The 20,746-nt window shown below is 66.8% G+C and carries 17 protein-coding genes; 5 read left to right on the top strand and 12 right to left on the bottom strand.

The window, feature by feature from the left end; translation table 11 throughout:
• Positions 1-89: 89 nt before the first annotated feature.
• Together FHW97_RS16015 and FHW97_RS16010 are read right to left on the bottom strand one after the other, a co-directional pair.
• On the bottom strand, positions 90-1,061 hold the full coding sequence (locus FHW97_RS16015; protein ID WP_168352455.1) for an ornithine cyclodeaminase family protein: 972 nt from the start codon (positions 1,059-1,061) through the stop codon (positions 90-92).
• Positions 1,058-2,365 (bottom strand): aminotransferase class V-fold PLP-dependent enzyme, encoded by a 1,308-nt coding sequence (locus FHW97_RS16010; protein ID WP_253941830.1) that lies wholly within the window; start codon positions 2,363-2,365, stop codon positions 1,058-1,060. Before FHW97_RS16010 ends, FHW97_RS16015 begins: the two co-directional genes overlap by 4 nt.
• Positions 2,366-2,546: 181 nt before the next feature.
• Here FHW97_RS16010 and FHW97_RS16005 point away from each other — a divergent pair, with 181 nt between their 5' ends.
• The gene (locus tag FHW97_RS16005; RefSeq protein WP_022678075.1) at positions 2,547-3,029 is read left to right on the top strand and encodes an Lrp/AsnC family transcriptional regulator; all 483 of its coding nucleotides are present in this window, start codon (positions 2,547-2,549) and stop codon (positions 3,027-3,029) included.
• A 51-nt stretch (positions 3,030-3,080) separates the two neighbouring features.
• On the opposite strand, the gene FHW97_RS16000 is transcribed toward FHW97_RS16005, so the two are convergent.
• From FHW97_RS16000 to FHW97_RS15975, 6 genes are all read right to left on the bottom strand, one after another.
• Positions 3,081-3,749: a glutathione S-transferase family protein gene (locus FHW97_RS16000; protein WP_168352454.1), complete on the bottom strand. Its 669-nt coding sequence runs from the start codon at positions 3,747-3,749 to the stop codon at positions 3,081-3,083.
• A 1-nt stretch (position 3,750) separates the two neighbouring features.
• A complete protein-coding gene (locus FHW97_RS15995) occupies positions 3,751-4,179 on the bottom strand; it encodes a VOC family protein (protein ID WP_168352453.1) in 429 nt (142 codons plus the stop codon).
• 22 nt (positions 4,180-4,201) lie between these two features.
• Positions 4,202-4,645 (bottom strand): SRPBCC family protein, encoded by a 444-nt coding sequence (locus tag FHW97_RS15990; protein WP_168352452.1) that lies wholly within the window; start codon positions 4,643-4,645, stop codon positions 4,202-4,204.
• A gap of 54 nt (positions 4,646-4,699) precedes the next feature.
• On the bottom strand, positions 4,700-5,344 hold the full coding sequence (locus FHW97_RS15985; protein ID WP_168352451.1) for a TetR/AcrR family transcriptional regulator: 645 nt from the start codon (positions 5,342-5,344) through the stop codon (positions 4,700-4,702).
• Between the two features lie 135 nt (positions 5,345-5,479).
• The gene (locus tag FHW97_RS15980) at positions 5,480-7,474 is read right to left on the bottom strand and encodes an SPFH domain-containing protein (RefSeq protein WP_168352450.1); all 1,995 of its coding nucleotides are present in this window, start codon (positions 7,472-7,474) and stop codon (positions 5,480-5,482) included.
• A 417-nt stretch (positions 7,475-7,891) separates the two neighbouring features.
• Positions 7,892-8,542 carry a hypothetical protein gene (locus FHW97_RS15975; protein WP_062787734.1) on the bottom strand — a complete coding sequence of 217 codons (651 nt, stop codon included), beginning with the start codon at positions 8,540-8,542 and terminating at the stop codon, positions 7,892-7,894.
• 258 nt (positions 8,543-8,800) lie between these two features.
• Here FHW97_RS15975 and FHW97_RS15970 point away from each other — a divergent pair, with 258 nt between their 5' ends.
• Entirely contained in the window at positions 8,801-12,064 is a 3,264-nt protein-coding gene (locus FHW97_RS15970; RefSeq protein WP_370525438.1) for a DUF3857 domain-containing protein, read from the top strand.
• Between the two features lie 262 nt (positions 12,065-12,326).
• On the opposite strand, the gene FHW97_RS15965 is transcribed toward FHW97_RS15970, so the two are convergent.
• Together FHW97_RS15965 and FHW97_RS15960 are read right to left on the bottom strand one after the other, a co-directional pair.
• Positions 12,327-12,869: a pseudouridine synthase gene (locus tag FHW97_RS15965; RefSeq protein ID WP_171797017.1), complete on the bottom strand. Its 543-nt coding sequence runs from the start codon at positions 12,867-12,869 to the stop codon at positions 12,327-12,329.
• Between the two features lie 6 nt (positions 12,870-12,875).
• Entirely contained in the window at positions 12,876-14,060 is a 1,185-nt protein-coding gene (locus FHW97_RS15960) for a cupin domain-containing protein (protein WP_168352573.1), read from the bottom strand.
• A 113-nt stretch (positions 14,061-14,173) separates the two neighbouring features.
• Between FHW97_RS15960 and FHW97_RS15955 the strand changes: the two genes are divergently transcribed.
• Positions 14,174-14,845, top strand: coding sequence for an XRE family transcriptional regulator (locus FHW97_RS15955; RefSeq protein ID WP_022675447.1), 672 nt, complete (start codon positions 14,174-14,176; stop codon positions 14,843-14,845).
• Between the two features lie 36 nt (positions 14,846-14,881).
• Here FHW97_RS15955 and FHW97_RS15950 read toward each other — a convergent pair whose 3' ends face one another.
• Both FHW97_RS15950 and FHW97_RS15945 read right to left on the bottom strand, forming a co-directional pair.
• Complete coding sequence (locus FHW97_RS15950; RefSeq protein ID WP_171799282.1) at positions 14,882-15,766, bottom strand: homocysteine S-methyltransferase family protein; 885 nt, start codon at positions 15,764-15,766, stop codon at positions 14,882-14,884.
• Positions 15,763-18,156 carry a TonB-dependent receptor gene (locus tag FHW97_RS15945; RefSeq protein ID WP_210426923.1) on the bottom strand — a complete coding sequence of 798 codons (2,394 nt, stop codon included), beginning with the start codon at positions 18,154-18,156 and terminating at the stop codon, positions 15,763-15,765. Before FHW97_RS15945 ends, FHW97_RS15950 begins: the two co-directional genes overlap by 4 nt.
• Before the next feature lie 159 nt (positions 18,157-18,315).
• Here FHW97_RS15945 and FHW97_RS15940 point away from each other — a divergent pair, with 159 nt between their 5' ends.
• A complete protein-coding gene (locus FHW97_RS15940; protein ID WP_253941829.1) occupies positions 18,316-19,680 on the top strand; it encodes an APC family permease in 1,365 nt (454 codons plus the stop codon).
• Positions 19,681-19,776: 96 nt separating this feature from the next.
• Positions 19,777-20,673, top strand: a complete 897-nt coding sequence (locus FHW97_RS15935; RefSeq protein ID WP_168352394.1) for a pirin family protein — start codon at positions 19,777-19,779, stop codon at positions 20,671-20,673.
• Positions 20,674-20,746 lie beyond the last annotated feature (73 nt).

The raw sequence follows: 20,746 nt of genomic DNA, 5'->3' as shown, positions 1-20,746 counted from the left end.
AACGGTCCGCTGCCTCCATTCCACGGAGGCAGCGGATTTGCCGTTTCAGGAAGACTGACTTTCCCCGCCCGCATGCACGCGGGCACCCCCTACCCCGCCCGCACGCGCTCCAGCAGCAACTGCGCGGCGGCGATATCCTGCACGGCGTGGCCGAGCGACTTGTAGAGCGTGATATCACGCGCATCGCGGCGTCCGGGTACCTGGCCGAGCAGCACCTCGCCGATCTCGGCCACGATATGGGCGTCGTTCACCACGCCGGCGGCGCGGGCGACCAGGAATTCGGCAGCAGCCTCTCGCGCGTTGGCCTTGCTGTCGGCGATATAGCGCGCGGCCGCGACAAGGGCGGTGTCGGCTTCCACCGGGCCTGGCGCGCTCGATCCCACCAGATTGACGTGCGTGCCGGGCCGCACCCATTGCCCCAGCAGGATCGGCTGGGCAGCGCCGCTCACGGTGCAGATCACATCGGCCTGCGCCACTGCCGCTTGCGCGTCTGGTGCCACGGCCACGGGCAAGCGGTCCTGCCATTGCTGCACCACAGCCGCCGCGCGGGCAGGATCGCGGCCCCAGATCAGGATGCGCTCAAAACGATGGACCAGCGGCAGCGCGGCCAGGTGGGTATGGGCCTGCCCGCCGGTGCCCATGATCAGCAGCGCGCGGGCATCGGCGCGGGCCAGGGCGCGCGTGGCCACGGCCGTCGCCGCGGCGGTACGGATGTGAGTCACCGCCTCGGCATCGACCACGGCCACGGGATGGCCTTGTGCCGGCTCGAACAGGGTGATCACGCCGCGATGGCTGCGCTGGCCCGGCCGGGCCGGATCGGCGAACACGCTGATTAACTTGGCCCCGAACATGCCGTCGTCTGCCAGGCTCGCGGTCATCTGGGCAAAGGTGCGCCCCTCGCCCATGTGGATCATGGTGCGCGGCAATTGTCGCGTGGCGCCGCCCGAAAGCGCGCGCATCGCCGCCTCAATGGCCGCGATGCAGGCAGGATAATCGAGCAGGCGATGCACGCGCTCGCCATCGATGAACACCAGGTCTTGCGCCATCTTGGCCTCTTTCATGCGCGCGGCAGGGCCGCCAGGAATCGGTCTATGTCGGCATCGTCGTTCTGCACCGAAGGCGTCAGGCGAAAACGGTTGGCCGACAGTGTCAGCTTGACCCCCGCCGCCGCCATTGCCGGGCCAATCCTGGCGCGGGCATCGGCGCAGATCGCGGTCACGATCGGGGCGCGGCATTCGGGCGGGGTCATCACCGCATAGCCGCGGCCGGGCAATTCGGCTTTCAGCCGGGCTACCAGCCCTTGCGCATGGGCCTGGATGCGCGCCACGCCCGTGGCCATGATCCAGTCGAGCGAATGGTGCAGTTGCGCGATCACCGCGTGGCTGTGGGTGCCCAGGGCAAAGCGGCCGGTGGCATTGTCGGCAAACGCGTAGTCGGCCACCGCCTGCCCCGGCGGATCGAGCGGATAGATATGCGGCTGGAACGTATCGATGCCGTAATACCCATAGGCACAGCGCTTGAGGCGCGGCCATACATCGCGCCGCACATAGAGGAACCCCAGCCCGAAATCGCCCATCAGCCATTTGTACGATGCGCAGGCGGCGAAATCGACGCCGCTGGCTTTCACGTCCACCGGCACGCAGCCGGCGGCATGAATCATGTCGGCATAGACCAGCGCGCCATGGGCATGGGCCAAGTCGCACACCGCTTTGAGGTCATGCTCGAACCCATTGATCGTCGACACTTGCGAAAGTGCCACGAGCCGCGCCCCACCGGCAAGCGCCCTGGCCATATCCTCCATGCGGATGCGGCCATCCACCGCCTGCACCCAGGTGACGTTCACCCCCTGGCGCGCCATTTCTTCGTAAAGCGGGATGGAGCCGAAGAAATGGAGCGTGTCGGTCACCACGCGCGCACCGCCGTTACCCGGCAGGTCCAGGGCGCGCAGCACCATCTGCTCGGCCGCCGTGGTGCTTTGCACATAGGTCACTTCATCGACATCGGCGTTGATCAGCCGGGCAAACTTGGCCAGCAGGCCGGCCTCGTCCAGATCATAGCCTTGTGCCGCCGGGTCCAGCCGCCGCTTGGCGAGATATGCCTCAATTGCCGCCTGGCCGCCCAGGCTCAGCGGGTGCTGCGATCCGTTGTCGAGGTAGGCCAGGCTGGTGGGCGCAAAGGCAGCGCGGGCCGGCAGCGTGGTGGCGATTGGCGCGATGACGGTTGGTGCAGTTGCCGCCGCCCCGGCGTGCGCAGCCTGCGGTCCCACTGCCATGCCGGCAGCCACGCCCGCGCCGAGCCCCTGCATCGCCTGGCGCCGCGTCAGCCCCGCGCCCACCATCGCCTCTTTGCCCTGCCGATATGCCATGGTGTCCTGCATAGCCGCGCGCCGCTGCCAATTCATGCCGTTTCGCAGCGTGTTTGCGCATAACCATGCCGGGTAGGAACACAACGCGGCGTTCATGCAAGCTGACCATGCATTTCGTCGATTTAATCTTGTGTTGACCCAAAACCCGGATAGCGATTGCGCAAATTGCAGGAATTTTCGCATGGCCGAACCGCTCAGCCCGATCGATCTCAAGATTCTCGACCAGATCCAGCAGGATGCCAGCCTTTCCACCACCGAACTCGCTGAAAAGGTGGGCCTTTCGCAATCGCCGTGCTGGCGGCGGCTGCAACGGCTGCGCGAGGAAGGCTATATCAAGGGCCAGGTCGCCCTGCTCGATCGCAAGCAATTGGGCGATGCGATCATTGTTTTCGCCACCCTCAAGATGGCCGCGCTGTCGGACAAGCAGCGTGAGGATTTTCTGCGCAAGATCGAAATCACGCCTGAAATCCTGGAGTGCCACACCATTTTCGGCGAGCGCGACATCCTGATCAAGGTCATCGCGCAATCGCTGGAATGGTATCAGAAATTCATATTCAAGGTGGTGCTCAAGCTGCCCGGCGTGATCGACATCGTGTCCACCGTCACGCTGTCGGAACTCAAGCACACCACAGCCATTCCTGTGCGCGGTTTTGCCAGCGTGTGACGATCCCGGCGTGGTGCCGTGCCCGCGATCCTGCGTTCGAACGGAGAGGGGTCATCGCCGCGCCTGCTGGAACACGGCCATCTGCGCTGCCAATGCCGCCTGGAAAGCAGGGCGCGCCCTGCCGCGTTCGACATAGGCGGCCAGGTTGGGGTGGGCTGCCACGAGGCCGGGTTCTGGAACATTGCGCAGCACGTCGATCATCAGCAAGTCACCGATCGTGAAGCGATCCTCCAGCCAGTCGCGATCCCCCATCTCCCGTGCCAGTTGCGCCAGCCGCATGACGGCCAAGGGGCGCACCGCGGCCTTGGCTTCGCCTTGCCACGGTTTTCCATCGGCGAAGAAGCGCAGGATGGTCAGCGTGCCGAGAAACGGCTCGATACTGTTGAGCGCCGCGAACGCCCAGCCGATCGCCCGCGCCCGCCCGGCGGGGTCGCGGGGCAGCAGCCGTTCGTCCTTTTCGCCGATGTGGATCAGGATCGCCCCGGATTCAAACAGGGTCAGGCCGTTCTCGCGATAGACCGGAACTTGGCCAAAGGGCTGCTCGGCAAGGTGCTCTGCGGATTTTTCGGTGCCCGCCCCGCCGACAAGACGGACGCGATAGGGCAGGCCGATTTCCTCCAGTGCCCATCGCACCCGCAGATCCTTGACCCGTCCGCGCGCCATGTCGGGCACCCAGTCATAGGCGGTGATTTCGATGGCGGCTTGCGGATCGATCGGCATGTCAGGCTGCCCCTTGCTGCATGGCTGCCGACGCAGCGGCCATGTCCATCCACATCACTTCCCAGATATGGCCATCAGGATCTTCAAAGCTGCGCCCGAACATGAAGCCGAAATCCTGTGTCGGCGTCGGGTCAGCCTTTCCGCCGTTGGCCTTGGCCTGCTCGACGTAGGCATTCACCGCGTCCTTGCTGTCGGCAGACAGGCACAGCAGCACCTGCGCGCTGGCATGGGCATCCACGATCGGCTTCGTCGTGAAGTGCCGCCACTTGTCGTGGGTCAGCAGCATGACATGGATAGTCTCGCTCATGACCATGCAGGCGGCGGTCTCGTCGGTAAACTGCGGATTGTTGGTCGCCCCGATGGCGGCGTAAAATGCCATCGACCGGTTCAGGTCGGTTACCGGCAGGTTGATGAAAATCATCTTGGACATGGCTGGTTTCCTCTGAACGCGATTACTGGCTGATTTCAGGGGTGACGAGGCGCGCAAGCTTGTCCAGCGAGTCCTGCCAGCCAAGATAGCACATCTCCGTTGGGATGGCGTCGGGAATGCCGGCCTGTTCGATGCTCAGCGCCGTTCCGCACAATACCGGCGTGAAGTCGACCGTGACGACGATCTCGCCGGGCAGGTTGGGATCGTCGAAGCGGTCGGTATAACGCAGCCGTTTTCCAGACACGAATTCCAGAAATTCGCCGCCGAAACCATGCGATCCGCCGGTGGTGAAATTCGTGAACACCATGCGAAAGCGGCCGCCCTCGCGCGCATCAAAATGTTCGATGCCGGCCGTAAAACCATAAGGGGGCAACCATGCCGCCAACGCCTGTGCCTCGGTAAAGGCACGGAAGACCTTGTCGGGTTTGACAGGCAAAACGCGGTGAAGATGGACGGTTCCGGGCATGTCAGGCTCTCCTCTTGGTTTGGCCTCTTCATTGGGCCTCTTCATTGTGTCGCTTCATTGAGGCAGGGGCACCTCGCACAGCGGGGGCACCTCGCACAGCATGGCGACATAGGCTTTGAGATGCGCGACGCTGGCCTTGGCATGCGCCGGGTCGCCGCTGGCTTTCGACAGGATAAACCCGCCCTGCAGAACCGCCTGGAAATGCAGCGCCAGGTCGATCGGTTGAACGCCGTGGACATTATGCGCCGCCAATGCTGCGGCGATATCGGGCACCAGGCTTTGCGCGTGGCCGAAGATGCTCGCTTCGCAGGCCTGGCGGATGGCGGGGCTGGTGCCGTGCACCTCCTGCACCATGGTGCCGACCAGACAGGTGAACGCGGCAATCTCGTCCGACACCAGGTCACGCCGGAAATCGAGATAGGCAAATACGCGGTCGAGCGGATCGGCAGGCAGGTGATAGGGAGCGCCGGCAAACAGGGCGGAGGTCGTTTCCGCCCAGTTGTTTGCCGCAGCCACGCCGAGCGCTTCCTTCGAGGCGAAATGGTGGAAGAACGCCCCTTTGGTCACACCCGCTGCCGCGCACAGTTCATCGACGCTGGTCGCCGTGAAGCCCTTTTCGCGGATCAGCTTTGTCGCCGCGTCGAGCAGGCGCGCCCGCGCATTGCGCTTGTTGGGAGATGAGGCTGCTCGACTCGACATGGGCAAAACATACCAACCGGTTGGTATGTCGTCAAACGCGCGGTTACGCGCATGTGCACAGCGCCTACTCCGAGCTACCCCGAAAAATGAAACGGCCCCGTTCCGTTTCGTTGGAGCGGGGCCGTGCGGGATGCGTCAGTGAGTCTGCACGGGCTCTGCCGCCGCGTCGCTGGCCAGCATGTCCCGGCCCTTTTCGCCCAGCATCATGCCGATCAGCGCGGCCAATGGCCCACCGGCAGCGCCGCTGGCGTCGCCGCCAGTGCTGATCTGGATACGGGGCACGATGTCCACGCCCGACTTTTCCAGTGCGTCGGCCAGCCGCTCCACGATCTGGCGCGTGAGCTGGTTCTGCGCCCCGCCCGATGCCTCGGCCTGGCGGGCAATGGTTTCGGCGGTGGCAAGGCCGGTCTTGGTGATGCGTTCGGCATCGGCCGCGGCCAGGGCGATCATCCGCGCGGCCTCGCCCTCGCCGATGATGCGCACGCGCTCGCTTTCGGCCTTGGCCAGGGTGCGGGTCTGTTCGGCCTGCTGCGTGGCCTGGCGCAGGGCCGCCTTGCCCTCGTTTTCGCGCACGATGATCGAGAGTTCCGACTGGGTGATCGCGGTCTGCTGGTTGGCCCGCGCCTCGGCCTCGCGCAGCGCCTTTTCACCTTCGGCGGCGATGCGCTGTTTTTCATAGGTCGTCACGCGCTCTTCAGCCACCTGGCGTTCGCGCAGCTGTTGCAGCACTTTCTCGATCTGGTCGTTGCCGGCGCTGGCGCGCGGGGTGCCGATCAGCACTTCCTGCATTTCCAGGTTGTAGGTGGCAAACTTGGCGCGCATTTCGGCGCCGGCCTGTTCCTGGATGTCGCTGCGTTCCTGCAACAGTTCGATCAGCGTACGCTTCTGGGCGATGTTCTTGAAATAGGCCGAGACCATCGGATCGAGCGTCTGTTCGACCAGCTTCTTGATATCACCAAAGCGCTGCACCACCAGCGGCGCCTTGCGGTAATCGATATGCACCACCACCGAGAGCGGCAGTGTGGGTTCGAACGCGTCGCGCGTGATCAGCGAAACTTCCGAGAGGTTTTCGTCGAACTTGTGCTGGCCGATCGTGTCGCTTTCCCACTTCAGGATGAAGTTGGTGGTGGGCACGATCAGGATCTTGCCGGCATAGGTGTTGAACGCATATTTGCCCGGCAGCAGCGGATCGCTCCACACCCCGCGTGACCCGCGCGCGACCAGCTCGCCATGGCGATAATCATCGCCCGAGGTATCGGCCGTGTCATTGCCGGTATAGCTGATCACGACGCCGACATGGCCCACTTCGATCACCGTCTTGGCAACCATTTCCACCGTGGCGAACAGGCGGTTGATATAATAGCTGCCTTCGACCAGCACCTGCAGCTGGCGCCCGCGCCGGCCACCGGCGGCGATGAACTTTTCCGGGTCCTGGAACGAGTTGTGGAATGTGGCGGCATCGCCCTGCTGCGTGCCCACTTCGGGCGCGATGATGTGATCGGCGCTGAGCGCGGGGCCATCGTGCACGGTGACAATGCCGATCTGGTCGGCCGAATCCTTGATTACCACGGCTTCGAACCCGCCGCGCCCGGCGATCAGCGTCTGCATCTGGCCGAACAGATCACCATCATTGGCATTGAGCATCAGGCCATGGATGCGATCACGCGTGATGATCACGAACTGCGCGGTGTTGATGGCATAAGTGCCCTCGCGCAGGATCGTGCGCTGCGGCCCCTTTTGCCCACCGGCCGACAGGAACGCGCGCACATCGAGGAAATCAGCGGTCTGGGCATTGCTCGCCAGGGTCTGCGTGGGGCCAAGCGGCGCGCCATCGCGGGCGAAGACATAGCCGACCTGCCCCTGCGGAATGGTCACCAGCGACTGGCTATGGATGCGGTACTGGAACGGGAAGAAGAAGTGATAGCCGCCGCGCAGCACATCGGGCTGGAACCCGGCTTCGCCGCGCAGAGCGATCAGCCCGTCGGTGATCGAACCGGCGCCGCTCCACAGCTTTTCGACAATCGCCACGCGATTGTTGCCGACATAGCGCACGCAGCGCGACGCCACGAACAGCACGAAGACGAACACGACGAGCACGGCAGCAGTGCCGAGCATGATGGGATCAAGCATGGATGACATCCTGTGGAGTCTGGATCAGGGGAAACAGCAACCGGGGTGACGCAACCCTCACAGCAGGCCGCACGCATGCCTGCCAACTGCGCCGGCTATCCGGCCCGGCTAGGGCAAGCATGGCGCCCGGCATGGCATACCGGCGTGCGGGAATGGTGCGGATGGGGTGGTGCGGTTGCGCATGGGCGCGCGGCCACGGTCAGGCGTGGTTGATGCCTGGCGCGGACTGTGCGCCGTTAAGGCCGCAAGCGGCCTGGGCTTTCAAACCTGTGCTTGGTGAAAGTGAGCCGGGCGATGCGCCGGGCCGAAGGGAAGAATTGCACACCCATGGGTGCTGTTGCCCTGTTAAAAGCCGCTCGATGCGGCCACCGACTCATCTAGGCCGTTTTCACAGCGAAATCCACAACAATCGCAATGTCACACAGTATCCTGCCCGTCAGAACCGGGCCGATACTTGAGGTCGATATACCGCGCCATGACGCGCGCCTGGTCCTGTGCTGCGCCTGATCTTTGGCGCACGTCCTGCTCCAGGGCATCGGCCAAGATTGCCAGGGCCTGGGCCGTGCCTTGCTGCACTCCGGGATCGGATGCGGGCGCGGCGCTGCTGGCGGCGAGCAGGCGGATGATATCCTGGGCGATCGGGCCGGCCTCGGTGGGCGCGGCCAGGCTGGCGATGCGTGCCAGTTGCGCATCAGCCGCCGCGCCAAAGCGGCCCTGCGCTGCGGCCAGGGCCGGGGCCAACGACACTGCCGGCGGTGCCGCCACCGCGCGCTGGCGCCGATCGGCCAGCGCCGCCACGCCGCTTGCCACCACGGCCGCGGCGCCATAGGCGGCCAGGAACCAGCCGCCCAGATGCAGGGCATGGGGCAACCAGGCCGCCCACGCATGCGGGGCATGGCCCAGCGCGGCATCGGTCACCAGCACCAGGCCATAACCGGGCGCCAGGAAATGCAGGGCAATGCCCGCCACCAGCCGTCCGCGCCGGATCGGGCGACCGGCCGAACGGGCAGGCACGCCGAGCACGGCCGACTGATCAGCGAGGTAAACCGGCGGTCTGTCTGCGGTCATCGTGCGTCGATCCAGGCACCGCGCGCTGCGGCATGGCCCATCTGCCCCGCTTCCCGCGAAACTTGAAGCAATTTCGCGCCAACCCTGGCTGGACGGTTCCCGGCGCAGGCGATAGCAATGGCAACAAAGACAAATCTGCCGTTACCATGCGGCACAAAGGTGGGGGCATTCTTGGGGGTTTTTCGTGCAGCCGCGGCGCTGGCCGCCGCTTCTTCGCGGCCATGTGCAGCGCTCGCCCTGCTCGGTCTGGGGTTGGGCGTGGCACCCATCAGCGCCCACGCCGCGCCCGAGGGCAAGGCCAGCGCGGCCAGCGCGGCGCTGGCCCGCCCGGCCATTGCCCCGCCCGAACCGTGGGTCTTGCCGCCCGGCGCCGCGATCACGCCCACCGGCGCCGGCGCGCAAGGTGCTGCCACGATCGACCTGCTGATCGATGAGCAGGCGCGCCTGATCGATGGCGGCAGCAGCGTCTATCGCGCCAACCGCTTTCGCATTGCCACCACCCAGGGATTGGACGATGCCGCCCTGCAATTGAGCTGGGACCCCAGCCTCGAAACGCTGACGCTGCACCGCTATCGCATCCTGCGCGGCGATAGCGTGATCGACCTGCTGGGCGATGGCAGCGCCCTTTCCGTGGTGCGCCGCGAAAAGAACCTCGAAGATGCGATGCTCGATGGCAAGCTGACCGCCACGCTCCAGCCCGATGACCTGCGCGTCGGCGATGTGATCGATGTTGCCTATACCCGCACGCGCCGCGATCCGGCGATCGGCGGCCGCGCCGAACTGGTGATGGGCCCGGCAGACGGTTTCCCGCTGGGCCACTATCGCCTGAGGATGACCTGGCCGGTGGGCCGCGCGGTGCAATGGCGCGCCTGGCCCGGCGTGGTGCAGCCCAAGCTGACGCGGCAGGGTGACACGATGGAACTGCTCGCCGAACGCAGCGACTTTTCCACCGAGCGGGCGCCCAGCGGCGCGCCCGCGCGCTTTGGTCTGGTCAACCTGGTGGAGCTGACCGAATTTGCCGATTGGCCCAGCGTCTCGCGCACCGGACACGCGCTGTTCGAGACGGCCGAAACGCTCAAACCCGATAGCCCGCTCAAGGCCGAGATCGCGCGCATTGCCGCCGCCAGCTCCGATCCGGTGCGCCGCGCCGAACTGGCCCTGGCCCTGGTGCAGGAACAGGTGCGCTATCTGTTCATCGGCATGAACGATGGCGGTTTCGTGCCCGCCCCGGCAGACCTGACGTGGCAGCGCCGCTTTGGCGATTGCAAGGGCAAGACCGCACTGCTGGTGGCACTGCTCAAGGGACTGGGCATCGCGGCACGGCCGGTCTTTGTCGATACCGACAGCGGCGATGCCGTGGCCGCGCGGCTGCCGGCGATGAACCTGTTCGATCACGTGCTGGTCGAGGCGCAGATCGGCGGGCGCAGCTATTGGCTGGACGGCACGCGCCAGGGCGATAGCCGGCTCGACCGGCTGGAAGTGCCGAATTACACCAGTGGCCTGCCCACCACGGCGCAAGGCAGCGGCTTGGTGGCGATGGTGCCGCCCGCGCCCAGCGCGCCGCAGGCGGTGACCAGCCTTGCGCTCGATGCCTCGGCCGGGGTGGAGGTGCCCGCCCCGGCGCGGGCGGAAATGCGCGCGCGCGGCGATACGGCGGCGCGCTGGCGGATGAAATATGCCGGCCTGGCCACGGCCGAGCGCGAACGCCAGCTGCGCAAGCTGTGGCGCGATGTCTATGATTTCGTTACCCCGCAAACCGTGACGGCCACTCTGGACGAGGCCAGCGGCGATTATGTGCTGGGCATGACCGGCACCGCCAAGATGGAGTGGACATCGAGCGGATCGATGCGCTGGTACGAACTCGATCGCGCGCGCGTAGGGTGGAAACCCGATGTGCAGCGCGAGGGCACCTTGCTGGCCGATGCGCCCTTTGCGTTTGATTATCCCGATTGGTGGGCCAACCACGAAACCGTGCGCCTGCCGCGTGGCGGCAAGGACTTTGCCCTGCAAGCGAGCGACGTGGATGAAACCGTGGGCGGCCTCTATGCCTTTCACCGTCGTGTGACGCTGAATGGCGACACGGTGACGATGGACAACGACACCCGCGCTCTCAAGGCCGAATTGCCCGCCGCCGATGCCGCCAAGGTGCGCGACCGCATGGCTGAGCTGGGCAACCATGGCCAGTTCATCCGCCTGCCCGCGATGTATGAAGCGACCGATGCCGACATGGCCGCCCTGGCCACTGACAAGCCGGCACTGGCCCATGCCTGGCTGGTGCGCGGCGCGGCGGCGTTTGACCGGGGCGACATGCCCGGCGCCATCGCCGGCCTGAATGCGACGCTGGCGGTCGATGCCAAGCAGCCGATCGCGCAAGGGCTGCTGGCCTTTGCCTATGCCAGCCAGGGCGATGCCCGCGCCACCGCGACGGCCGATGCCGCACTGGCGCTGGACGACAAATACGACATGGCCTGGGCGGCCAAGGGGCTGGTCGCGCTCAAGGCGCAGAAGATGGCCGATGCCATCGCTGCCTATGACCGCGCCATCGCGATCGATCCGCGCAACCCGCGCACTCTGGCCGGGCGAGCCAGCGCGCACCTGGCGATGGGCCAATATGGCCCGGCCCTGGCCGATACCGACGCCGCGCTTGTCCTCGCGCCCGATCTGCCGCTGCAGCCCGTGCGCGTGGTCGCGCTTTCGATGCTGGGCCGCACGACCGAGGCACTGGAGGGAGCCGACGCGCTGCTGGCCAAGAACCCCGACGCGCGCGACATGCGCCGCCTGCGCGCCGCCCTGCGCGCACAGGAGGGCGACCGCACCGGTGCCCTGGCCGATGCCGACTGGCTGGTGGCGCATGACGGCACGACGGCCGACCTGCTCACTCACGCTTCGATGCGGCCGGTGAGCGACAATGCCGGGCGCATGACCGACGTGACCGCCGCATTGAAGCGCGATCCCGACAATATCGATGCCCTGCTGCAACGCGCCGCCTTGGAGCGGGACGCTGCCGCCACCGCGGCGATGACCGCCGATATCACCCACGCGGCCAAGCTCGCTCCCACCTCGCTCAAGGTGGCAGCCGCGCAGATGGACATGATGGCAGCGCAAGGCCGCAGCGCCGCCGCGCTGCAACTGGCCGGCACCACGCTGGCCGGCCATGCCCAAGACCCGGAGGCGCACAACCTGGTGTGCTGGTTCAAGGCCACGCACAACCTGGCGCTCGACAGTGCCGGCGGTGATTGCGACAACGCCCTGCGCCTCGCGCCGGGCCGCCCCGATTTCATCGACAGCCGGGGTTTCCTGCGGCTGCGCCAGGGTGACAACAAGGGCGCGATTGCCGACTACGACACCGCGCTGCGCATGGCGCCGACCCTGATCGCCTCGCTCTATGGGCGCGGGCTGGCCTATGCCCGCCTGGGCGAGCGTGACCGCGCGCTGGCCGATCTGTCCCGCGCGCGCAGCCTGTCACCGGGGGTGGACAAGACCTGGGCCGAATATGGCATGCAACTGCCGCCAGGATTCTGAGCGCCGCGCGCGCCATGTGCGGTGCGGACGAGGCCCAAGGCTGGTGACGCGCCGGTTGCGGACGGTCTGGCAGGACGGGCCACCAGAAAAGCGGGACCCCGGGTCAAGCCCGGGGTGACGAAGAAGGTGTTGTTTTCTAAAACCTTACGTCACCCCGGGCTTGACCCGGTGTCCCGCTCAATGATTTGCGCCATGGCAATCAACCACCAATCCTTGCTCCCAACCCACACAATGGATCGACGCAGCGCGGATTGGCAGCGGCCTAATCCACCTGGCGCCACTCTCCGGGCGCGAGGCCATCGAGCGTCCAGGCGCCGATGGCCCAGCGGACCAGGCGCAGGGTGGGGTGGCCCACGGCCGCCGTCATGCGCCGCACCTGGCGGTTGCGCCCTTCGCGCAGGGTCAGCTCCAGCCAGCAATCGGGCACGCTCTTGCGAAACCGTACCGGCGGCACGCGCGGCCACAGCGCGGGGGGATCGATGCGGCGCGCGCCAGCGGGCAGGGTCATCCCGTCCTTGAGCCGCACCCCGCGCCGCAGGGCAGCGAGCGCCGCCTCGTCCGGCTCTCCCTCCACCTGCACCAGATAGGTCTTGGGCGCCTTGAACCGGGGATCGGCAATCCGCGCCTGCAAGCGGCCATCGTCGGTCAAAAGCAGCAGCCCCTCGCTATCGAGATCCAGCCGTCCGGCCGGATAGACGTCCGGCATGGTGATGTGATCGGCCAGGGTGGGCCGCGCCGGGCCGGTGCTCTCGTTGGTGAACTGGCACAGCACGCCATAGGGCTTGTTGAACGCGATCAGGGCCATGGGTGCTCAATCCGCCCAATCGCCGTCTTCGTCGTCCTCGCCATCATCGAAAGCGAGCGTGCCCTGGTCGATCAGCGCGGTCACCAGCGCGGCGGTGCCCGGCGCGCCGGCCAGGCCCGGATCGAGCAGCACCAGCGCCCCGCCGCACAATGCCTGGGCCAGGGCCACGTCGGCGCAGGGCCAGGCCAGGCCATCGGCAAACAGCAGCGTGCCGGCCCCCTCGCGGATATAGGCCAGGCGGTGGGCCGGGTTGCGGCGCAGCGCCACACCCTGCGCCAGCAGCGCGGCGACATCGGCCGGGTCTGCCGCCGTATCGGGGCGCCAGTCGGTATTGGCGTATTTGGCCTGGGTGTTCATCTGGCCAAACCAGCGGGCAAAGGCGACGCGATCGCCCAGCGCTTCCAGCGTCATGGCGTGCAGCCGGTCGAGCGCGGCCGGGGTGATCTCTCCGGGGTGATCCTGCAGGACGAGATCGGGATCGGCATAGCGATCGGCCTCGTGATCGGCCGCCGCTTCCAGTTGGTCGGCGACGTGGGCGCCCCAGCCCTCCACCAGTTCGGCGCGCGAGGGGGCGCGAAACCCGATCGAATAGGTCATGCAATCATCGCCCAGCGCCACGCCATCGTGGGCAAAGCCGGGCGGGACATAGAGAATGTCGCCCGGTTCCAGCACCCAATCGCCAGTGGCGGCAAAATCCGCGATCAGGGCCAGATCGGCGTGCTGCTGGCGCGGCGTGGCGGCATCGCAGCGCGCACCCACGCGCCAGCGCCGCCGGCCCAGCCCCTGGATCAGGAACACGTCGTACTGGTCGAAATGCGGCCCCACCCCGCCGCCGTCGGTGGCATAGCTGATCATCACGTCATCGATCCGCCAATCGGGCACGAAGCGGAACGGCGCGATCAGATCGGCCACCTGCGGCACCTGCTGGTCCACCGCCTGGACCAGCAGCGTCCAGGGATCGGCGCCCAGGCTGGCAAAGCGGTCTTCAGCCAATGGCCCGTGTTCCAGCACTGGCCCGCCCGCGCCGCGCACGATCAGGCGCGATTCCACCCCGGCCTCGCAGGCCAGGCCGGCCAGTTCGTCGGGATCGAGCGGATTGTGCCATGCCCCCCAAGGATTGCGGATCAGCATGGGCTGCTTTTGCCAGGCAGTGGCGAGGAACCGGGCGATGTCGAAGTGGGCAAAGTGCATGGCGTCGCTCATGCGCCGATGCACCGCCCCTTGTCAAAAGGTGGCCCGTCACCCGGGCCGCCAAGCTTGAATTTGCCGTGCCGCCGTTCCATGCAGGGCCAGCAGGAGACGATATGGCCAAGCGCGCAAAAGCCGAACAGGCAGAGCCTTCAGAAGCAGTTATCGAACAATTGACCACCGGATCGGGCGCCCCCAGCAACGATCCGCGCGCGCTGGAAAAGGCGCTGGGCCTGCGTGTGCGCCAGTTGCGCCGCCAGCAGGATCTGTCGGTGGCCGATCTGGCCACCGCCGCCGGGCTTTCCACCGGCATGCTCTCCAAGATCGAGAACGGGCAGATTTCGGCCTCGCTCACTTCGATCCACTCGCTTGCCCAGGCACTGAGCGCGCCGATCTCGTCGCTGTTCGCCCTGGCCGAAGAGCGGCAGGACTGCTCTTTCGTGGCGGCAGGCGAAGGCGTGAAGATCGATCGGCGCGGCACCAAATCGGGCCACGTCTATCAATTGCTGGGCCACCTGATGCGCGGCGACCTGGTGATCGAACCCTATCTGATCACGCTGTCTGACCGGGCCAGCCCCTATACCAGCTTTTCCCACGCCGGGACGGAGCTGATTCACGTGCTGGAGGGCGAACTGTCGTATCGCCATGGCGACCGGCGCTATGACCTCAAGCCCGGCGACACGCTGCTGTTCGACAGCCAGGCCCAGCATGGTCCGGAAACCATGGGGCCGGGCACGATCCGCTATCTGTCGATCATCGCCTATCCGCGCGGGCAGGCGGGGGCCTGACGCGCCCTCGCCCTGCTGGGATAACCGCCGGGCGGTTCAGCCCAGTTCGCTGCGCAATACGGCGATGTGTTCGGGCCCGATGCCGCAGCATCCGCCCAGGATCGTGGCGCCCTCGGCCGCCCAGGCACGGGCAAAGGCGGCGTAGCCCTGGGGCGTGAGATCGGCGCGGATCGGGCTCAGGCCATTGTTCGCCTCGGCATCGGCGCCCTGCGGGGGGAAGGCATTGGCATAGACGCCGATCGCCACCCCGCTGCCGGCCAAGGCGGCCTTGGCCTGGGCCACGGCCGCGGCCATCACTTCGGGCTGGCTGCAATTGAACAGCAGCGCCTGGGCGCCCAGCCGCAGGGCAGCGGCCGCAGCGGCTTCAACGCTTTCGCCCGAGCGCAGCTGCGGGGCTGCGGCCGGGTCTTCATCGGCCAGGGTGAACGAGAGCCACAGCGGCTTGCCCCTGGGCGCGATCAGATCGGCGACCAGTTCCGCCTCGGCAATCGCCGAAAGGGTTTCGGCCTGCCAGTGATCGATATGCGGCGCCAGCGCCGCCACCAGGACCGACAGCACCGCGCGGCTGCGCTCCAGATCGATCAGGTCGGGGCGGTAAGACCCCGAGACCGGCGGCAGCGATCCGGCCACCTTCACGCCACGCGCCGCGGCATCGGCCACCTCGCGCGCCAGGCGCCCGGCCAGTGCCGCCCACTGCGCGCCATGGGCATCGAAGCGGTCCTGCCCGATGTGAAACGGCACCACGGCATAGCTGTTGGTGGTGATCACATCGGCCCCGGCATCGACATAGCGCTGATGCACCTGGGTCACGAACTCAGGCGCCTCGATCAGCGCCAGGGCCGACCATTCGGGCTGGCGGAACGGCGCGCCGCAGCGCGCCAGCTCGCGGCCCGTGCCGCCATCAAGGATCACCAGGCTCACAGGTTCACCGTCAGGCGCAGGTAATACGATCCGCCGTTGATGCCATAGGGCGCAACGTGGGAATAGCGATCATAGTTGAGCGCCTGGCCGATCGCGGTGGGGATCATGCGCGGGTGCACGTCGAACAGGTTGTTCGCGCCCACGCCCACGCGCACCTGCGGCGTGACGCGATAGCCGATGTCGAGATCGGTGATCACGCGCGCGCCGGTATCGATGATGTAATAGGGCTCGGCATAGCCCTGCGCCTGGCGCGCATTGCTGTAGAACGTGTTCCGCAGCGTAAGATCCAACGGACCGCTGCTCCATGCCGCGGCCAGCGAGGCTTTCCACGAAGGCGTGGCGGTGGTGAGATTGGTGCGCTGCACGGCATCGACCAGCGACAGCCCGGCATTGGCGAGGACGGCGGGCGCGGCATGCACGCGGCGGATCGTGGTATCCACGTAAGCCAGCCCCGCATCCCAGCGGATCCTGCCCAGCGCGCCGGCCGGCATCATCCAGCTGGCGGTCATGTCCACGCCCTGCGTGCGGGTATCGACGCCATTGGTGAAGAACACTGCGCTGACATTGCCCGGATCGAGCCCGGCGGGGATCGTGGTGCCGTTGGCGGCGATCGCGGCCTGGGCCAGATCGCCATAGAGATAGGCGCTTTCGATGATCCGGTTCTTCACATCGATGCGATAGGCATCGACCGTGATCGACAGGCCGTGCACCGGCTCTGCCACAAAGCCCAGGCTGGCGCTGGTGGAGGTTTCCGGCTTGAGCGCGGGCGCGCCCAGCAGATTGGCGCCGGGCGAGCCGAGCGGCAGCTGGATCGAGGCATAGCCGGTGGTGACGGTGGTGGCCGAATAGTTCTGCTGCGCCAGGGTTGGCGCGTGGAACCCGGTGCTGACGCTGCCGCGCAGGGCAAAGCGGTCGGTCACGTCATAGCGACTGGCGAGCTTGCCGTTGAGGCGGCTGCCCACGCCGTTGTAATGCTCCCAGCGCAAGGCGCCCGAAAGCTCCCACGCCTTGACCGGGCGCAGCGTCAGGTCGGCATAGCCAGCGACGCTGTTGCGGTGCACGTTGGCCGCGTCGCTGGGGCGGAAGCCCGGAAACGCCTGAGGCCCGCCGCTGTAATACGACGTCGGCTCGCCGGCGCGGATCTCATAGGTTTCATAGCGGTTTTCCGCGCCGAACGCGAACGTCGCCGGACCGGCCAGGCCCAGGTCGAACTGGTGCTTCACATCGAGGTTGCTGGTCCATTCCGACGCGGCAAAGCCACCGACGTTGAAATCGGTCTGGGCATTGCCGGTGTCGGCCAGCAGATCGGGATTGATCGTGCTGATATTGCGCAGCTTGACCGTGTCGCGGCCATAGGTGGACGAAAGGTCCACCGCCCAGTCGCCGTGGCTCTTGATGCCGCCGGTAACGCTGAAATCGTGTTCGTTCAGCGTTTCCTGCGGGGTGAAGCCCTGGGGATAGAGCGCATCGACCGCATCGGAAAACCAGCCGGGCTGGCGCGGGTTTTCATTGGCCCGCGCCTTGCGCCAGGCATAGGTGCCAAAGCTGTAGAAATCGAGGGTTTCACCCAGCGGCCGGGTATAGTCATAGCCGCCGCTGACCACCACCGAGCGCGGCATGCCCTGCACCTTGGCCGGCTGCACGCCGCCGCTGTCGCCGCTGCGGTTGGTGAAATCCTGATAGCGATAGCCGGCCGACAGATGCAGCACGCCGCCATCCTTGAGGGCGACGCCCTTGTCGGCATTGGCCTGGATCGAGGTGCCATCGCCGGCATAATACTTGCCGCCCTGCACCGAAACGCCGCCCGAATTGGCATCGTCCTTGAGGATGACGTTGATCACCCCGGCAATCGCGTCAGAACCATATTGCGCCGCCGCGCCATCGCGCAGCACTTCCACCCGGCCCACCGCGGCCAGCGGGATCATATCGAGATCGACGACATTCGACCCTTGCGAGGGATCGCTGTCGGCATAGATGCTCGACGAGAGGTGCCGCCGCTTGCCGTTGACCAGGATCAGCGTCTGGCTGGGAGACAGGCCGCGCAGCGCGAAGGTGCGCGCCAGGGCGCCCACGTCATAGCCCACGGCCGGGGCATTGAATGAGGGCAGCACGCTGCGCAGCGAATCGACGAGGTTGGACTGGCCCGTGGCCGTCAGGGTATCGGCCTTGACCACGTCGATCGGGGTGGCGCTCTGCCGGGCCAGGCGGCCGCTTTCGCGCGTGCCGGTGACGATGATGGCATCGCCGCTGGTGCCGATGTCGGCAGCCGGCGCATCGGTGGCTGGTGCCGGTGCCTGGGGCGCGGCCAGCGCCATGCTGCTGGCCGAGAGGCCAAGGGAAACCAGCGCCAAACGCAGCGGCGCGCGATAGGAAACGACGGAAAGTGCCACGAAAACCCCGGATCGGTTGGACGTCGGAAAAATCCACCTAATGACTTGAGTATTATTCGGTCAAATGAGCAGTTCAAAACATGCCAATCCTTGCACGGACTGTGGCAATCGCGCACTAGGTGCGCTGCTCGTGGCCCCCAGCCTGCGGAAAGTGCCTGCTTGACCGATCTGCCCCCTTCCAGCCCTGCCTCTTCCGGGCACCGATCCTCAGGCCCGCGCGCCCATCTCCACGTCGGCCACGCCATGCTGGTGGCACTGGGGATGGTCATGTCGACCGACAGCCTCAAGACCGCGCCCACCGTGGCGGCCAATGCGCCGGGCGGACATGTGCTGCTGCTGTGGGTAGCCGGCGCGCTGGTCACCATGGTGGGTGCGCTGTGTTACGTCGAAATGGCGGCGGCCTTTCCGGATTCGGGCGGCGAATACAGTTTCCTGCGCCGGGCCTGGGGCGGCCGCGTGGCCGCGCTCTATGCCTGGTCGCGCTTTGCCATCATGCACACCGGCTGGATCGCGCTGATGGCACACCTGTTGGCCGACTATGCCAGCGCGCTGTGGCCGCTGGGCCATGCCGGGCGCACCGTGCTGGCGCTGGCGATCGTGGCGGCACTCACCGCGCTCAACCTCGTCCATGTCAGGCTTGGCTTTCTGACCCAGGCGCTGCTGGTGGCACTGGTGGCGGCGGGCTTTGCCTGTGTTACTGCGGCCGGCCTGCTCGTGCCCGCGCCCGCCGCCGGCGCGCCGCTGGCTGGTGGCGGCAGCGTGGGCGTGGCGCTGATCTATGTGTTCCTGGCCTATGGCGGGTGGAGCGACATGGCGACGCTGTCGGGCGAGGTGCGCGGCGGGCGGCGGGCCATGCTGGTGGTGGTGATCGGCGCGCTCGCCCTGCTGATGCTGATCTACTGCGCGATGAACTGGGCACTACTGCGGGGCCTGGGCCCGGCCGGCCTGGCCGCGAGCACCGCGCCCGGCGCCGATCTGGCGCGCACCGCGTTCGGCCCGGCCGGCGCGTGGCTGACCGTGGGGATCGTGGCGATCTCGGCGATCAGCAGCATCAATTCCACGCTGATCGTGTGTTCGCGCGTCACCGCTTCTGCCGCGGCAGACCTGCCGGCACTGTCCGCGCTGGGCAACTGGCACGATGCGCGCGGCACGCCGGCGCGCGCCACGCTGGCGGTGGGCGGGTTTTCCCTGCTGCTGACGGCAGTATCGGGCCTGTCGCAAAGCGGCTTTGGCGCCATGGTTGATTACATGACGCCGGTCTATTGGCTGTTCGTGATCCTGGGCATGGCCGCGCTGATCCGCCTGCGCCGCACCATGAAGGCGCACGACTGGCCGGTGCGAACGCCGCTGTTCCCGCTGTTTCCGCTGGCCTTCATGGCGCTGTCGGCCGCCATGCTGTGGTCTTCGCTCACCCAGCTGGGGCCGGGTGCCTTGGCCGGGGCCGCCGTTCTGCTGCTGGGCCTGGTGCTGGGCCAACTGGTGCAGCGGCGCGGGAGGACTGCCCAAGCCGTCCAACAAAGCTGAACAATTCGACCAGCCTTATCGGTATTTCCTTGAATAGCTGCGCGCTTTAAACCGGCCTCACAGCCCGTCACGGGCGCCAGCTTTGGGAACACCGCCATGACCATCCGCACCCCCGATGTGCCGGGCATCGAATTTGCCCTCCTGCCCCCGGTTCGCGATCTGGGCGAAGGCTTCAAGGTCCGCCGCGCGCTGCCTTCGGCCCACCGTCGCATGGTCGGGCCGTTCATCTTCTTTGACCAGATGGGCCCGGCCGCCTTTGCCGGTGGCGAAGGGCTCGACGTGCGCCCGCACCCGCATATCGGCCTCGCCACGGTGACCTATCTGGTGGAAGGCGAAATCCTGCACCGCGATTCGCTCGGCTCGGTCCAGGCGATCCGTCCCGGCGAGGTCAACTGGATGACCGCCGGGCGCGGCATCACCCATTCCGAACGCACCGGCCCGGAAATGCGCAGCAGCGGCGGCCCGCTGTTCGGCCTGCAGGCCTGGGTTGCCCTGCCCACCCATGCCGAGGAAACCGATCCCGCCTTTGCCCACCACAAGGCGGATGAAATCCCCACAGGCGAGGTCGATGGCACCCGCCTGACGCTGATCGCCGGGCAGGTTGATGGCCTAACCTCGCCGGTCAAGACCCTGTCGGATCTGGTCTATGCCGAACTGGTGATCGCGCCGGGCGGACGCTATCGCGTCGCGGCCGATCACGTGGAGCGGGCGCTCTATGTCGTGAGTGGCGAAATCAGCGTGGGCGGCCAGACCGGCGGCTTCGCCACCAGCGAGCTGATCGTGCTCAAGCCCGGCGCCGAAGTGGTGATCACCAGCACGACCGGCGCGCGGGTGATGCTGATGGGTGGCGAACCGTTTCCCGAAAAGCGCCACATCTTCTGGAACTTCGTCTCATCGCGGCCCGATCGCCTGGAACAGGCCAAGGCAGACTGGAAGGAAGACCGCTTTGCCCATGTTCCCGAAGAGCACGAGTTCATTCCGCTGCCCGAATAAGCGGCTGTGACGCAAAAGCCACAGCAGAAACACAGCAACACTTCGTTGCATGAGGGAAAAGGAACAGACAGCA

Source organism: Novosphingobium sp. SG754 (assembly GCF_013149315.1).
In the GTDB taxonomy this organism is placed as follows: domain Bacteria; phylum Pseudomonadota; class Alphaproteobacteria; order Sphingomonadales; family Sphingomonadaceae; genus Novosphingobium; species Novosphingobium capsulatum.
The sequence above is the reverse complement of the archived record's forward strand: the minus strand, read 5'-3'. Positions and strand labels throughout refer to the sequence as shown.